The organism is Aggregatibacter valvarum (assembly GCF_980468985.1).
The window spans coordinates 1,656,798-1,670,203 of sequence record NZ_OZ413141.1 but is presented as its reverse complement, the minus strand read 5'-3'; the positions used below and the strand labels follow the sequence as shown (position 1 = coordinate 1,670,203).

Sequence of the window (13,406 nt, the reverse complement as noted above, 5' to 3'; positions counted from 1 at the left end):
GGATTAATAATCGCTATTATTGTCTTTAATCCCTTTCACAATAGCAATACCGGCACTGGCACCAATGCGTGTTGCGCCGGCTTCAATCATCGCAAGCGCTGTTTGCGTATCTCGAATCCCTCCGGAGGCTTTAACGCCTATGTCTCCAACCACCTGTTTCATTAGTGCCACATCTTCGACGGTCGCACCGCCCCGATTAAAGCCGGTTGATGTTTTAACAAAGGCGACCCCTAAGGCTTTACTGATTTCACAGGCTTTTACAATCTCCTCTTTTGTGAGCAAGCAGGTTTCTAAAATGACTTTTAACGGTTTGCCCTGACAGGCGGCTAAGACGGCTTGAATATCTTCTTTTACAGCGGCCCATTGATTTGATTTAATCCAGCCCACATTGATGACCATATCAATTTCATCTGCACCGGCAGCAATGGCGGCTTGTGTTTCAAATACTTTGACTGAGGTTAAATTCGCGCCTAATGGAAAGCCGACAACAGTACAAATTTTTACCGGTGTACCGGCCAATTTTTGTTTGGCCAAAGGAATATGACAAGTGTTAATACAAACTGAAAAAAACTGATATTCAATGGCCTCATCGCATAATGTTAAGATATCCGCTTCTGTTTTTTCTGCAGTTAGCGCGGTGTGATCAATGTAGTGAGCGAGGTGCTTTGCGTTCATTATGAAGACTCCTGTTATTGCAAATAAATAGAAGTAAATTATAACGCAAAGACCTATCTGGGTTGTGATCTGGATGCTATTTTGTGTATTTAGCGATCATGAATGTGATGGTTCACATACACGTCAAAGCGGTGATTCTTCGTTTCGCGCGAAAAGTGCGGTGCTTTTTGCGCGAGAAAATCGGCGTAGTCGGGGCGTTTCACCACGACGCGCTGACGGGCGAGTTGGAGTGCGGGCGCAAGCAGTTCGTCCGCATCTAAATCGGCACCGACTAAATGTTGAAACACACGCATTTCTTTCTTCACCAAGGCGCTTTTGGCTTTGTGTGGGTACATGGGGTCGAGATACACCACATCCGCAAAATCCGTGTCAGGATCCAGTTGATTGATATGTTGATAAGGCAACAGTTGCATATTTTGTTGCATCCATGGGCCGATTTCTTCGTCGGCATAAGCACGTTGTAAGCCATCTTGTAATAACAAACGAACAACCGGGTGGCGTTCAACCAGTTTCACTTGGCAACCGAGCGCCGCCAATACAAAGGCATCACGCCCCAAGCCTGCCGTGGCATCAATCACCGTCGGCAGATTATCTTGTTTAATACCTACCGCTTTTGCCACCGCCTCACCGCGACCACCACCAAATTTGCGGCGATGTGCCATGGTGCCGCCGACAAAATCCACAAATACCGCGCCTAATTTGGGCTCGTCTAATTTACGTAATTCTAAGCGCGTCACGCCTTCCGCTTCCGTCCACACTAATGCCAACGGGCTGTTCGGATCATGTGTTAAGCCGGTTTCGGCAAAAAGTGCGGTAGAATTTTGCAGCGTTTGGGTTTCGCAGAGAAGTTGAATGTTCATGTTTATCCCTTTCTCACTAACCAAACGCCTGATTCCATGTGTTCCGTGTAAGGAAACTGATCGAACAGGGCGGCTTTTTCAATGCGATGGGTTTGGCTGAGCGTTTGCAGGTTGTCGCATAACGTATGCGGGTTGCAGGAAATATACAAAATACGCTCATATTGTTGCACTAGTTTAACGGTCTCCGCATCTAAGCCGGCCCGTGGTGGATCAACGAAAATGGTGTTGCATTCATAGGCTTTCAAATCAATGCCTTTTAAGCGATTAAATTCGCGCACGCCCTGCATCGCTTGCGTGAATTCTTCCGCTGACATTCGGATGATTTGTAAGTTGTTTATCTGATTCGCTGCGATGTTAAATTGCGCGGCGGCTACCGAAGGCTTGGCAATTTCTGTGGCCAAGACTTTGCGGAAGTTTTGCGCTAGCGCGATAGAAAAATTGCCGTTGCCGCAATAAAGCTCTAATAAATCCCCATGGCTGTTACGCGTGCAATCCACCGCCCATTCCAACATTTTGCTGTTTACTGCCGCGTTTGGTTGCGTGAAGCTGTTTTCCACTTGGCGATAAATGTAGCCTTTGCCGTGAACGTTTAGGATTTCATCCACATAATCCTGTTCCAGACAAATTTTTTGTTTGCTGGCACGTCCAACAATGTGCACGTTAAAACCTTGCTGTTGGAGTTGTGAACGCAAGGTTTGCGCCGCGGTTTGCCAATCTTCCTCCAAGGCTTTGTGATACAACAAACTGACGATAATCTGCTGACTTTGCGTGCTTAAATAATCGATTTGGAACAGGCGGTGGTGTAATACCATTTGCTGTTTTAACAACGGTAACAATGCCGTCATCATGCGATTAATCAGTTCGCTGGCGATAGGAAAATCATCCACCCGATAACGTTGTTTGCTCTGTTGGTCAAACATGATGTGATAGAAATCATCGCCGTCGTGCCAAATGCGAAATTCCGCACGCATACGGAAATGCTGCGTTGGCGAGGCGAACACCTGCAAATCAGGTGCATTAAATGGCGATAAAAGTGCGGTCAGTTTTTGTTGCTTTTCTGCGAGCAATTCGGCGTAACGATCAACGGGTAAATTAAGCATAGCATTCATGGGATTGGCGGTCGTAAAAACAAAAGGCTCGGAATCCCAAGCCTTCTGATTGTTATGTCGGTGGTTTAGTCTGCGGCGTAATCGTCTAGATTATCTACGCCAACCACACCGGATAAGGTATAAAGGCGTTTGTTGGTAGAGATACGGCTGCGATATTTCTGCCAAGTTTTTTCAAAGAAGGTTTCTGCGGCACGTTCACCACGACAGAACGCCACGAAGTCTTTTTCTTCTTGCGTTTCCGGTTTGCGTTCGCCGGCATCTAATGCACGGAAAGCCTGACCGTGTTGCTCTAAGGCTTGTGCTTCTTTGATGGTGTAATCACCGTGGCGGGCAAAACCGCGCGGATAATTTTTGTCGTCAAAAAAACGACGGGTTACGCTAAAACTCTCAGCCATATAATCCTCTAAAATACGTATCAAAAATAAAATCGGCAGGCATTAAACCAATTTTTCGTTATTTTTGCAATAAACCTTTTACGGTTTGCACATATTCATCCACAAAACTGTTTTCATTATGGGCTAAGCCTTCCATATTCACGCGATATTTGCCGTTAACATAAAAATCCGGTACGCCGCGCACTTGGTATTTTGCCACTAAGTTTTGCTGTTTGCTGACCAAACCATTGACGGCAAAGCTATTAATGCCACCATCGAATTGTTCAGCAGAAATGCCGTTATCAATGAAGATTTGACGAATGTCATCCATGGATTTTAATGCGTTAGCCTGTGCCGCTTTAAATAATGGCATTCTGACTTTTTCTTCAGCATTAATGGCTAAGGCTAATGCCCATGCGCGAGTGAGGTTTTCCGATTGACGACCTAAGAAGTCCACATGATATTGTTTGAATGATGTGCCTTCAGGTAATGCCTCGGCAATTTTTTGCGGAATATGATATTGCGTTTCAAAAGCATAGCAATGTGGGCAATAGAAAGAGAAAAATTCGATCACTTCAGGTTGTGCGGTGCGCTGTTGTCCTTCAATGACAAGATATTGTTTACCTTCCGTTAAATCCAACGCGTGTGTAGAAAGCGAAAAGGCAGCAGCCATTGCTAAAAAGAACCATTTTTTCATGTGTCATCCTCAACTAATTGATTTATTTAATAATACCGCGAGCTTTTAATAACGCGGTTTTAAAGTCTTCTTCGTAATCTTTTTTAATGCCGGGAATCGGCTCGAATTTGTCTTTGCCGGCCATTTTTAAGTGATAAATAACGACTTCGTCAGGCAGTTCCGCAAGCGGTTTGTCAAACCCGGCTTCATCAGCGATTTTTTGTAAAATCTGCATTAATGAGAGATCGGCGTCTTTAGACCAATAAGGTTGTAAAAGTTCCAACACTTCATTCAGGCGATGACATTTCATACGCATTTCCTTATTATTGAAAAAAAATTAAGCAAGATCATACTGTAATTAACCTCGGAAGAAAATATGACAATGTCAATTAGTGCCGTCATTTTAGCCGGCGGACAAGCCAAGCGAATGGAGGGGGCGGATAAGGGATTGCAATTATTGCACGGTAAGCCGCTGTTTCAATTTATTTACGACCGCCTACGTTTGCAGGTGGAACAGATTTCTGTTAACGCCAATCGCAATCAGGCGATTTATGCGACGGCCGGGTTGCCGGTGTTTGGCGATAATCTTGAAGGCTTTCACGGGCCGTTAAGTGGGATTTTGACCGCGTTGGAACGCGCTGATTCCGATTTTGTTTTATTTGTTCCTTGTGATAGCCCATTCTTCCCGGACAATTTACTGGAAAAACTCAAAAGTGCGGTGGATTTTCACGGCGTTTCTATTGCTTATGTGCATGATGGCGAACGTGAACATCCTACGTTTTGTTTAATGGCGCGCAGCCTAAAAGACAAGTTGGCGGCTTATTTAGCTTCCGGCGAGCGCAGAATGTTGCAGTTTATGCGTCAAAACGGGGCAGTGAGTGTGGACTTTTCCGAAAATAAACAGGCATTCACCAACATCAATACATTAGCGGATTTAACGTATTTTAATCAGCAGAAGGATTTTTCGGGGTTTATTGCTAAATAGGGGAGCTGCGTTATAGAATAACAGCTTATTTTTATTTATGGTTAAGTGAAATTTAAAGGTTTCTCATGTTAAAAAAACTTTCTGTTTGTTTTTTAATTGGTACGCTCAGTGCGTGTTCGTTTTCCTCTTATTTGCCTTTTTCTTCCGCGCATAAAAAAACGGTGATTAATTTAGAACAATCAAAAATCGATAAAAAATCTTATGCGACTGCCTATGCGGCAACGGTTGAAACATATGAAGGTCGTGTTGATCGTGATTATTATGTGAATTCTTTTGCCAGCGGTGCGAACGATTGGTATTTAGGTCGAATTCTTGTGCCGGTGGAACAAATCAAAGAAAAATTACATAAAGGCGGACATGACTCGAATATCTATGCGTATTACAGTGGCGTAATCCACGCCGCAGCGTTACAAACCAATTTTGGTAAGTTAAATGCAAAATGCTGGAGCTATATTGATACGCCAAGCGTGACGCAAGGTATTTATGATGCCATGTTAGATTTACAACGTGGCAAAGTGCGGTCTGAAAATGACGAATATATCGTGCAGGGTTCAGAAGAATTACTTAAACTTTGCGGTGGCAAATAATCAAAAAACTGTCGGTTTTTACCGGCAGTTTTTTGTATTTTAAAACCTAGCTGAAAGGTTTTTGCAGAATTCAGCACCCCATTGATACCCTCGTAGAAACAAGGAGACAGAATGTTTAATTTACCCGAAAGCAACATTCATTTGGCGGCGAGTGCCGATAATAAGCAGCAAGCCATTACGCTGGCGGCAAATGCCCTTGAACAGGCTGGTTATGTGGAAGGCGGTTATTTACAAGGCATGCTAGGGCGTGAACAACAAACATCGACCTTTTTAGGCAATGGCATCGCCATTCCGCACGGCACGTTAGAAACCCGTCGTATGGTGAAAAACACCGGCGTGCAGATTTTCCAGTTTCCACAAGGGATTGAATGGGGCGAGGGTAATATCGCCTATGTGGTGATCGGCATTGCGGCACGTTCTGACGAGCATTTGGCATTATTGCGTCAACTGACTCACGTTCTCGGCGATGAAGACACGGCTACAAGATTAGCCACGCTCACCGATGTGAAAAAATTCCGCGCCATTTTAATGGGCGAAGCAGACGAATTGAATGTGGCTGCCGAAAACATCAGCTTGGATGTGGACACCAGCAGTTTGCTCACTCTAATTGCCATTAATGCCGGCAAATTAGAACAACAAAGTGCGGTCAATCATCAGTACGTTTCGGAAGTCATTGCCAATCCGGCATTGCCGTTGGTGCAGGGTTTATGGGTGACCGATGCCGTAGTCGGCAATCAAAAAAATGGGCTGGCATTCAGTCGCGCAAAACAGGCGTTTAATGTGAATAATAAAATGGTGCATGGCGTGGTGACGGTGGCATATGCCAACGAGCAAATTGACGAAGCTTTAGCCCGTCTGTTAGATGCCGAAGTACAGCACATCTTGTTAAACGGTGGCAGCGAGCAAATCGTAGCAGCATTAAATGGCAAGCGGATTCCGCAAGTCGCGACACAGACAGCATCAACCATTTCTGTTACGCCACCTGTCTCGGGCAGTCGTGTTGTCGGCACCTTTACCATTCGTAACGAACATGGCTTACACGCCCGTCCTAGTGCCATTTTGGTTAACGAAGTGAAAAAATTTACTTCTCAAATAACCGTGGAAAACCTCACGCGCGGCAGTGCGTCGGTGAGTGCTAAGAGCTTGATGAAAATTGTCGCTTTGGGCGTGACGCAAGGTCATCGTTTACGTTTTGTGGCAGAGGGCGAGGATGCGCAAGCCGCAGTGGAAGCTATTGGCAAGGTGATTGCGTCAGGACTTGGCGAAGCGATTTCTGCCGTGCCACCAAGTGAGCCGGACACCATCGAAGTGATGGACCAAGTTGCACCAACAACTTCTGCGCCAAGTGGTGAAAGTGCGGTAGAAAATCTGAGTGAATCTGTAGAAGGGGTTTTTGAAGTCAAAAATGAACATGGATTGCATGCGCGCCCAGCGGCGATTCTCGTCAGTGAAGTGAAAAAATATAACGCCAATGTTGCCGTACAAAATCTCGATCGCAATACGCCATTTGTCAGCGCAAAAAGCTTAATGAAAGTGGTGGCGTTAGGTGTAGTGAAAGGCCATCGTTTACGTTTTGTGGCGACCGGCGAGCAAGCACAACAAGCTATTGAGGGTATCGGGGCCGCAATTAACGCAGGATTAGGGGAATAATGATGGCAAACGTCGCAACTATCACCTTAAACGCTGCTTATGACTTGGTCGGGCGTTTAAAACGTATCGAATTGGGCGAAGTCAACACCGTGGAAACCCTCGGACTTTTCCCTGCGGGCAAAGGCATTAACGTGGCGAAAGTGTTAAAAGATTTAGGCGTTGATGTCACGGTAGGTGGTTTTCTTGGTGAAGATAACCAAGGGGACTTTGTTACGCTTTTCAACAAACTGGGATTACAAGACAAATTCCAGCGCGTGCCAGGCAGAACCCGAATCAATGTGAAAATTACCGAAACCGAGGCAGATGTTACCGATTTAAACTTTTTAGGCTATGAAATCAGTGAAAGCGCGTGGCAACAATTTGTGGTGGATTCTCTCGCGTATTGCAAATCCTTCGACATCGTTGCCGTGTGCGGTAGCTTACCGCGAGGCGTGACGCCGGACTTGTTTGCCGATTGGCTAAAACAACTCCATCAGGCGGGCATAAAAGTCGTATTAGACAGCAGTAATGCAGCGCTAGTCGCGGGGTTGAGCGCACGCCCTTGGTTGGTGAAACCGAATCATCGCGAATTAGAAGCCTGGGTGGGTTATACCTTAAATTCACTGGAAGAAATTGTGTCTGCCGCCAAGAAATTAAAAGCGCAGGGCATTTCCAATGTGATTATTTCCATGGGCGCTCAAGGTTCCGTTTGGTTAAGTGACAAGGCTGTGATCCAAGCGCAACCGCCAAAATGCGAAAATGTGGTGAGTACTGTGGGCGCAGGCGATTCTATGGTGGCGGGCTTGATTTACGGCTTACTTAATGGTCTTCCACAAAAAGACACCCTTGCCTTTGCCAGTGCGGTGTCTGCCTTTGCTGTATCACAAAGTAACGTAGGTATTTCTGACCGCACTTTGCTTGAACCAATTTTAAACAATGTCAACATCACTGTCATTGAGGGATAATCTTATGCATATTTATTTAACCCCAACCGCCAACTTCGGTCATGCAAAGGCCTTTTTATTGCGTGAAATGCTAAGTAAAGCCGCACAAGCGCAACATCAAATCGTGGACAGTGCCGAGGAGGCGGATTTGATCATCGTTTTGGGGAATACTTTACCCAATCATGCTCAATTCAATGGCAAAAAAGTGTTTTTGGCAAAAATTGACGAGCATTTCAACGCCCCTGAGAACTTGTTAGATACCGCCATTCAACAGGCGCAGGATTATGTTCCGCCTGCCGAAAGTGCGGTCATTTCTAACGGTAAAATGAAAAATATTGTGGCGGTGACTGCTTGCCCGACAGGCGTCGCGCATACGTTCATGTCTGCCGAAGCCATCGAAACCTACGCCAAACAACAAGGCTGGCAGGTGAAAGTGGAAACCCGCGGACAAGTGGGTGCAGGCAATGAAATTACGGCGGAAGAAGTGGAGGCAGCCGATTTGGTGTTTGTGGCAGCGGATATTGACGTGCCGTTGGACAAATTCAAAGGCAAATTAATGTATCGTACTTCTACCGGACTTGCGCTGAAGAAAACCGCGCAAGAATTCGATAAAGCTTTTAAAGAAGCCAAAATTTACGAAGGCGGCGCAACGTCCGCGGCGAAGGCCGAAGAGCGCGGCGAGAAGAAAGGCGTCTATAAGCACTTGATGACCGGCGTATCGCACATGTTGCCGTTGGTGGTGGCGGGCGGTTTGCTGATTGCCATTTCCTTTATGTTCGGTATTGAAGCATTCAAAGACGAAAACATCGCGGGCGGCTTGCCGAAAGCCTTAATGGATATCGGTGGTGGCGCGGCGTTCCACTTAATGATCGCGGTGTTCGCAGGTTATGTGGCGTTCTCCATCGCCGACCGTCCGGGACTTGCCGTAGGCTTAATCGGTGGGATGTTGGCGACGACCGCAGGTGCGGGGATTTTAGGCGGAATTATCGCCGGCTTCCTTGCAGGTTATGTGGTGAAAGGGCTTAATAATGTGATTAAATTACCACCAAGCTTAACGTCTTTAAAACCGATTTTGATCTTGCCATTGCTGGGAACCCTTATTGTGGGCTTAGCCATGATTTATGTGATTAATCCGCCGGTAGCGAAAATTATGGCGGCGTTAAGCGATTGGTTGAAGTCTTTAGGGGACATTAACGCCATTGTACTCGGCGTGATTATTGGCGCCATGATGTGTATTGATATGGGTGGTCCAGTAAATAAAGCGGCTTACACGTTCTCCGTAGGAATGCTGGCCTCGCAAGTCTTTACGCCAATGGCAGCGGCAATGGCAGCAGGCATGGTGCCACCGATCGGTATGGCAATCGCCACGTGGTTAGCGCGCAATAAATTCACTGCAAATCAACGTGATGCAGGCAAGGCCTCTTTTGTGCTTGGTTTGTGTTTTATCTCCGAAGGGGCGTTGCCATTTGTGGCGGCCGATCCGCTCCGTGTGATTATCAGCTGTGTGATTGGTGGCGCAACTGCCGGCGCGATTTCCATGAGCTTAGGCATTGCCTTGCAAGCGCCGCACGGTGGTTTATTTGTGGTGCCGTTTGTTTCTGAACCGTTGATGTATCTTGCAGCGATTGCGATAGGCGCTGTTGTTACCGGTGTGATTTATGCATTGATTAAGCCGAAGGCGGAAGCATAACGTTGAACAAATGAAGCATAACGTTGAACAAAAGTGCGGTAGGTTTTTACCGCATTTTTTCTCTTATAAGGAACTGGTATGTCATGGAGTGAAGAAGAAAAACGCAGCCTTTTAGCTGAAAAAGGTATCGGCGCAACGATCTTGAAACGTTTGGAAGAAATGGGATTAGATGATGTCAAAATACTGGCGACAACTAACCCGGATTTTATTCTTCAAAGAGGTGCCGAAATCACAGGCTCAACCTGTTGGCGAAATAGCCCACAAGCCCGAAAGGCGATTGAAACAGCGGTAAATTGGGCGAAAGAACGCTCTCAAAAATAACCGCACTTTAGTGTCGGTTTCCAAAAGGCGGTTTGGCAAACCAGACCAAAATAAATAACACCAAAAACAGCACGGCGGATAACCAAAAAATCTCGTTGGCGCCGATGATAAAACCTTGCGATGTAATGTTACGGGCAAGCAGGGAAGAGGTTTGGACTTCGCCCATGCCAAAACGCTCCATCATTTGGTAATACTGTTGTGCGGCGGGGTTATACGGCGTAATGGCTTCGGTCAATTGTGTATGGTGAACGGCTTCGCGGTTATACCATAAGAAGGTGGTCAGCGATGTGCCGATGGAACCGGCAAGGGTACGCAAAAAGTTAAACAAGCTTGAGGCGGAGGCCATTTTGTGTGCCGGTAAATCGGACAGCGTAATGGTGGTAAGCGGCATGAAAAAACAGGCGACGGCTAAGCCTTGTACCATTTGCGGCAATGCCACATCGGCAAAGCTCATGCCCGGTTCAAAGGTAACGGCGCGCCAATAAAAGGTAATGGCATAGACTACAAAGCTGATGGTCACCAAAATACGCATATCGATTTTATGTCCAAACTTACCGATAAGAGGGGATAACAAAATCGGGAACAGTCCTACGGGGGCGGATGCTAAACCTGCCCAAGTGGCGGTGTAGCCAAAAACCTGTTGCAACAACAAGGGAATTAACACCACTGAGCCAAGGTAAATTAAAAATGCCAAGCTGGTGGATAAACAGCCCACAGTGAAATTGCGTTGCTTGAATAAGGAAATATCTACTACCGGGTTGTCGTCCGTCAGTTCCCAAATGACAAGCGCGGTTAAGGTTACGGCGGAAATGACGGCAAGGATAATGATTTCAGTGGAGTTAAACCAATCCTGCTCACGTCCTTGATCCAGCATTAATTGCAAGCAGCCTACGCCTAACACCAATAAGACTAGTCCCACCGTATCAATAGGTTGGTGCTGAATTTTACTTTCTCGTGGCATTAATATTTTCCAACTGGTACTGATAATGAACAGTCCAACGGGCACATTAATAAAGAAGATCCATCCCCAATGTAAATTATCACTGATCCAACCGCCGAGAATGGGACCGAAAATCGGTGCAACTACTATGGTCATTGCCCAAAATGCCAATGCCATACCCCGTTTTTCCGGAGGATAGTTATTGAGTAGCAAACTCTGAGACAGCGGAATAATCGGGCCTGCCGCTAATCCTTGGAAAATACGGCACAGAATCAACATTTCCAAGCTATGGGAAATGCCGCATAACCAAGAGGCTAAAACAAAAAGTGCGGTGGAAATGAGGAATAATTTTACTTCCCCAAAACGTTTGGCAAGCCAGCCGGTAATGGGAATAGAAATGGCATTGGCGACGCCGAAAGAGGTGATAACCCAAGTGCCTTGGCTGAACGATGCGCCAAGATCGCCGGAAATCGTGGGGATCGCCACGTTTGCAATAGTGGAATCCAATACTTGCATGAACGTGGCAAGAGACAGCGCTAACGTAATGATGCCAAGGGCAGCACCTTCAATAGGTTTTTGCATGATGGGCAAGCCTTAGTTTGTGTTATCGCGAATAATTTTTTCGATGAGATTTTCCACCGCACTTTGATCATAATTCAACGTATTGGTGGAATAGAGCGGCGCAGTACGCTTTTGTTGCGATAACATTTCACCACGGGTATCTGAAATATTCACTTCAACCAAGGTAGATAAGCCCATACGCAACGGGTAGTTAGCGATTTGTTGTGCATCTAGGCTAATACGAACCGGCACGCGTTGCACCACTTTGATCCAGTTACCGGTGGCATTTTGAGCGGGGAGCAAAGAAAATGCGCTGCCGGTTCCCATTTCAATGCCTTCTACTTTGCCATCAAATTTCACATCATGACCGTATAAATCAAAGGATAATTTCACCGGCTGCCCGATTCGCATATCTTTTAATTGTGTTTCTTTGAAATTGGCATCAACCCACATTTGTTCGTTGGAAATAATTGCCATCAGCGCACTACCCACGGCAACTTTTTGCCCTACTTGTGTGCTTCGGCGTGCCACATAGCCATCGACCGGGCTGGTGATTTTAGTACGTTGTAAATTGAGCCACGCCTGTTTGACCGAACTGATGGCTTTTTGAATTTCCGGCTGTTCTTTCAGCGGCACATTCATTAATAAAGATTTATTAGCAGCAAGTTGGTTTTTCACGGCGTTTAAGTTGGCTTCCGCTGTCATTACCGCTTCTCTGGCGTGCTGTAGCGATTCTTTATCAATCGCTCCGCTTTTTCCTAACTGTTCACGGCGCGCTAAATCGCCTTGGGCTTTCGTCAACGCCGTTTGGTTGGCTTGAACCGTTGCTTCCAGTTGTTTCACAGTGTAGCCGAGTTGCGAAATTTGGCGTACTGCACTTGCCAAGGTATTTTGTGCTTGGTTAAAACTCAGTTGATAATCCGTGTCATCCAATTCAAGTAACACATCTCCCGCATGCACAAAATCCATGTTTTCTACGTTAATTTGTCGCACGTTTCCGGCAATTTGCGAAGAAATCATCACCTGATTGCCGCTCACATAAGCGTCTTCAGTGGTTTGATAATCCTTAATAAAATAGAACCAATATAATCCGGCGAGGATCGCCATGAGAATAAGAAGAAAAAAGAAAATGCCTAAGGCTTTTTTGCGGGTCTTTTTAGACGTGGGTACGGTTGGCTTGCTTGCGTCTGTCATTTATGTTCCTTTTTGATAGTTTTTAGAAATGATTATTAATAATTCCATCTTTATTATCTATCAATTCTATTCAATGTAACAATTAGCGCCATTATGTGCTTTTTTCTATACTTACGCCAACAAAAACGAACGGTGTTAGGATTTTCAATCGTTCATCTTTTTATAAATTAACAAAGTAAAGTATAGGAGAACATATTATGTCAAAAACATTTATTGGTTTAGATACCGCAAAATCTAAAGAATTAGCTGCAAAATTAAATGAATTATTAGCCACTTATCAAGTTTTCTACACCAACGTGCGTGGTTATCACTGGAATATTAAAGACGTGAATTTCTTTGAATTACACGCGAAATTTGAAGAAATTTACACCGATTTAGTGGAAAAAGTGGACGAAGTGGCAGAACGTATTTTAACCTTGGGCTACACCCCAAACAATGCGTTTAGCCAATATTTAAGCCATTCTCGTATTAAGGAAGATATTGCTGTGAGCTCTGCAGTTGCTTGCTTAAGAGGCACACTAGAAGGCTTTAAAGTGTTACTGGCTCAACAACGTGAAATTCTTGCTTTGGCGGCAGATGCCGGCGATGAAGGCACCGTTTCACAAATGAGTGATTACATTAAAGCACAAGAAAAATTAGTTTGGATGTTCCAAGCCGCTTGCCAAACTTGTGCAAACTAATTTGCGCGATTTTTTAAAGAAAAACCTGCTTGATTGAGATTAAGCAGGTTTTTTTATGGATAAAGTGCGGTGAAATTTTAGGACGGTTTATCAAATAAAAATCCTTTTATATTTCACCGCTCTTTTTTGTTTCAATAAGTTGAATTGCGATTAAACGCATTGGGGAATGGTACTGTTGTTA

Annotated in this window: 15 protein-coding genes; 7 read left to right on the top strand and 8 right to left on the bottom strand. The window is 45.3% G+C overall.

The annotated features are described in order from the left end of the window. Nucleotides 1-3: 3 nt before the first annotated feature. The 6 genes from deoC to AC30SF_RS07850 all read right to left on the bottom strand — a co-directional run bounded on the left by deoC (nt 4) and on the right by AC30SF_RS07850 (nt 4,004). Nucleotides 4-675, bottom strand: a complete 672-nt coding sequence (deoC, locus tag AC30SF_RS07875) for a deoxyribose-phosphate aldolase (RefSeq protein WP_489608096.1) — start codon at nt 673-675, stop codon at nt 4-6. 89 nt (nt 676-764) lie between these two features. Continuing rightward, the gene (locus AC30SF_RS07870) at nt 765-1,535 is read right to left on the bottom strand and encodes a class I SAM-dependent methyltransferase (protein WP_489608095.1); all 771 of its coding nucleotides are present in this window, start codon (nt 1,533-1,535) and stop codon (nt 765-767) included. A gap of 2 nt (nt 1,536-1,537) precedes the next feature. After that, nucleotides 1,538-2,635, bottom strand: coding sequence for a tRNA (uridine(54)-C5)-methyltransferase TrmA (trmA, locus tag AC30SF_RS07865; RefSeq protein WP_489608094.1), 1,098 nt, complete (start codon nt 2,633-2,635; stop codon nt 1,538-1,540). Between the two features lie 74 nt (nt 2,636-2,709). Then, nucleotides 2,710-3,039 carry a MaoP family protein gene (locus tag AC30SF_RS07860; RefSeq protein ID WP_209364357.1) on the bottom strand — a complete coding sequence of 110 codons (330 nt, stop codon included), beginning with the start codon at nt 3,037-3,039 and terminating at the stop codon, nt 2,710-2,712. A gap of 58 nt (nt 3,040-3,097) precedes the next feature. Beyond that, complete coding sequence (gene dsbA / locus AC30SF_RS07855; RefSeq protein ID WP_209364358.1) at nt 3,098-3,715, bottom strand: thiol:disulfide interchange protein DsbA; 618 nt, start codon at nt 3,713-3,715, stop codon at nt 3,098-3,100. A 22-nt stretch (nt 3,716-3,737) separates the two neighbouring features. Continuing rightward, nucleotides 3,738-4,004: a YihD family protein gene (locus AC30SF_RS07850; protein WP_033002488.1), complete on the bottom strand. Its 267-nt coding sequence runs from the start codon at nt 4,002-4,004 to the stop codon at nt 3,738-3,740. Between the two features lie 66 nt (nt 4,005-4,070). Here AC30SF_RS07850 and mobA point away from each other — a divergent pair, with 66 nt between their 5' ends. From mobA to AC30SF_RS07820, 6 genes are all read left to right on the top strand, one after another. After that, nucleotides 4,071-4,679 (top strand): molybdenum cofactor guanylyltransferase MobA, encoded by a 609-nt coding sequence (gene mobA, locus AC30SF_RS07845; RefSeq protein WP_489608093.1) that lies wholly within the window; start codon nt 4,071-4,073, stop codon nt 4,677-4,679. 65 nt (nt 4,680-4,744) lie between these two features. After that, nucleotides 4,745-5,266 carry a hypothetical protein gene (locus AC30SF_RS07840; RefSeq protein WP_290521611.1) on the top strand — a complete coding sequence of 174 codons (522 nt, stop codon included), beginning with the start codon at nt 4,745-4,747 and terminating at the stop codon, nt 5,264-5,266. 111 nt (nt 5,267-5,377) lie between these two features. Next, nucleotides 5,378-6,916: a fused PTS fructose transporter subunit IIA/HPr protein gene (gene fruB / locus AC30SF_RS07835; protein ID WP_489608092.1), complete on the top strand. Its 1,539-nt coding sequence runs from the start codon at nt 5,378-5,380 to the stop codon at nt 6,914-6,916. A 2-nt stretch (nt 6,917-6,918) separates the two neighbouring features. Further along, on the top strand, nt 6,919-7,860 hold the full coding sequence (gene fruK, locus AC30SF_RS07830) for a 1-phosphofructokinase (RefSeq protein WP_489608091.1): 942 nt from the start codon (nt 6,919-6,921) through the stop codon (nt 7,858-7,860). A 4-nt stretch (nt 7,861-7,864) separates the two neighbouring features. Continuing rightward, nucleotides 7,865-9,529 (top strand): fructose-specific PTS transporter subunit EIIC, encoded by a 1,665-nt coding sequence (locus AC30SF_RS07825; RefSeq protein WP_489608090.1) that lies wholly within the window; start codon nt 7,865-7,867, stop codon nt 9,527-9,529. Nucleotides 9,530-9,607: 78 nt separating this feature from the next. Then, complete coding sequence (locus tag AC30SF_RS07820; protein ID WP_489608089.1) at nt 9,608-9,850, top strand: recombinase RecA; 243 nt, start codon at nt 9,608-9,610, stop codon at nt 9,848-9,850. Between the two features lie 7 nt (nt 9,851-9,857). On the opposite strand, the gene AC30SF_RS07815 is transcribed toward AC30SF_RS07820, so the two are convergent. Both AC30SF_RS07815 and AC30SF_RS07810 read right to left on the bottom strand, forming a co-directional pair. Further along, the gene (locus AC30SF_RS07815) at nt 9,858-11,372 is read right to left on the bottom strand and encodes a DHA2 family efflux MFS transporter permease subunit (protein ID WP_489608088.1); all 1,515 of its coding nucleotides are present in this window, start codon (nt 11,370-11,372) and stop codon (nt 9,858-9,860) included. 12 nt (nt 11,373-11,384) lie between these two features. Beyond that, a complete protein-coding gene (locus AC30SF_RS07810) occupies nt 11,385-12,545 on the bottom strand; it encodes an EmrA/EmrK family multidrug efflux transporter periplasmic adaptor subunit (RefSeq protein WP_489608087.1) in 1,161 nt (386 codons plus the stop codon). Between the two features lie 197 nt (nt 12,546-12,742). On the opposite strand from AC30SF_RS07810, the gene AC30SF_RS07805 reads away from it, so the two are divergent. Beyond that, nucleotides 12,743-13,225 (top strand): Dps family protein, encoded by a 483-nt coding sequence (locus AC30SF_RS07805; RefSeq protein WP_489606945.1) that lies wholly within the window; start codon nt 12,743-12,745, stop codon nt 13,223-13,225. Nucleotides 13,226-13,406 lie beyond the last annotated feature (181 nt).

Excerpts from the sequence above, each read along its gene's own strand:
- deoC (WP_489608096.1), bottom strand. The coding sequence starts at position 675 with ATGAACGCAAAGCACCTCGCTCACTACATTGATCACACCGCGCTAACT.
- AC30SF_RS07870 (WP_489608095.1), bottom strand. The coding sequence starts at position 1,535 with ATGAACATTCAACTTCTCTGCGAAACCCAAACGCTGCAAAATTCTACC.
- trmA (WP_489608094.1), bottom strand. The coding sequence starts at position 2,635 with ATGCTTAATTTACCCGTTGATCGTTACGCCGAATTGCTCGCAGAAAAG.
- AC30SF_RS07860 (WP_209364357.1), bottom strand. The coding sequence starts at position 3,039 with ATGGCTGAGAGTTTTAGCGTAACCCGTCGTTTTTTTGACGACAAAAAT.
- dsbA (WP_209364358.1), bottom strand. The coding sequence starts at position 3,715 with ATGAAAAAATGGTTCTTTTTAGCAATGGCTGCTGCCTTTTCGCTTTCT.
- AC30SF_RS07850 (WP_033002488.1), bottom strand. The coding sequence starts at position 4,004 with ATGAAATGTCATCGCCTGAATGAAGTGTTGGAACTTTTACAACCTTAT.
- mobA (WP_489608093.1), top strand. The coding sequence starts at position 4,071 with ATGACAATGTCAATTAGTGCCGTCATTTTAGCCGGCGGACAAGCCAAG.
- AC30SF_RS07840 (WP_290521611.1), top strand. The coding sequence starts at position 4,745 with ATGTTAAAAAAACTTTCTGTTTGTTTTTTAATTGGTACGCTCAGTGCG.
- fruB (WP_489608092.1), top strand. The coding sequence starts at position 5,378 with ATGTTTAATTTACCCGAAAGCAACATTCATTTGGCGGCGAGTGCCGAT.
- fruK (WP_489608091.1), top strand. The coding sequence starts at position 6,919 with ATGGCAAACGTCGCAACTATCACCTTAAACGCTGCTTATGACTTGGTC.
- AC30SF_RS07825 (WP_489608090.1), top strand. The coding sequence starts at position 7,865 with ATGCATATTTATTTAACCCCAACCGCCAACTTCGGTCATGCAAAGGCC.
- AC30SF_RS07820 (WP_489608089.1), top strand. The coding sequence starts at position 9,608 with ATGTCATGGAGTGAAGAAGAAAAACGCAGCCTTTTAGCTGAAAAAGGT.
- AC30SF_RS07815 (WP_489608088.1), bottom strand. The coding sequence starts at position 11,372 with ATGCAAAAACCTATTGAAGGTGCTGCCCTTGGCATCATTACGTTAGCG.
- AC30SF_RS07810 (WP_489608087.1), bottom strand. The coding sequence starts at position 12,545 with ATGACAGACGCAAGCAAGCCAACCGTACCCACGTCTAAAAAGACCCGC.
- AC30SF_RS07805 (WP_489606945.1), top strand. The coding sequence starts at position 12,743 with ATGTCAAAAACATTTATTGGTTTAGATACCGCAAAATCTAAAGAATTA.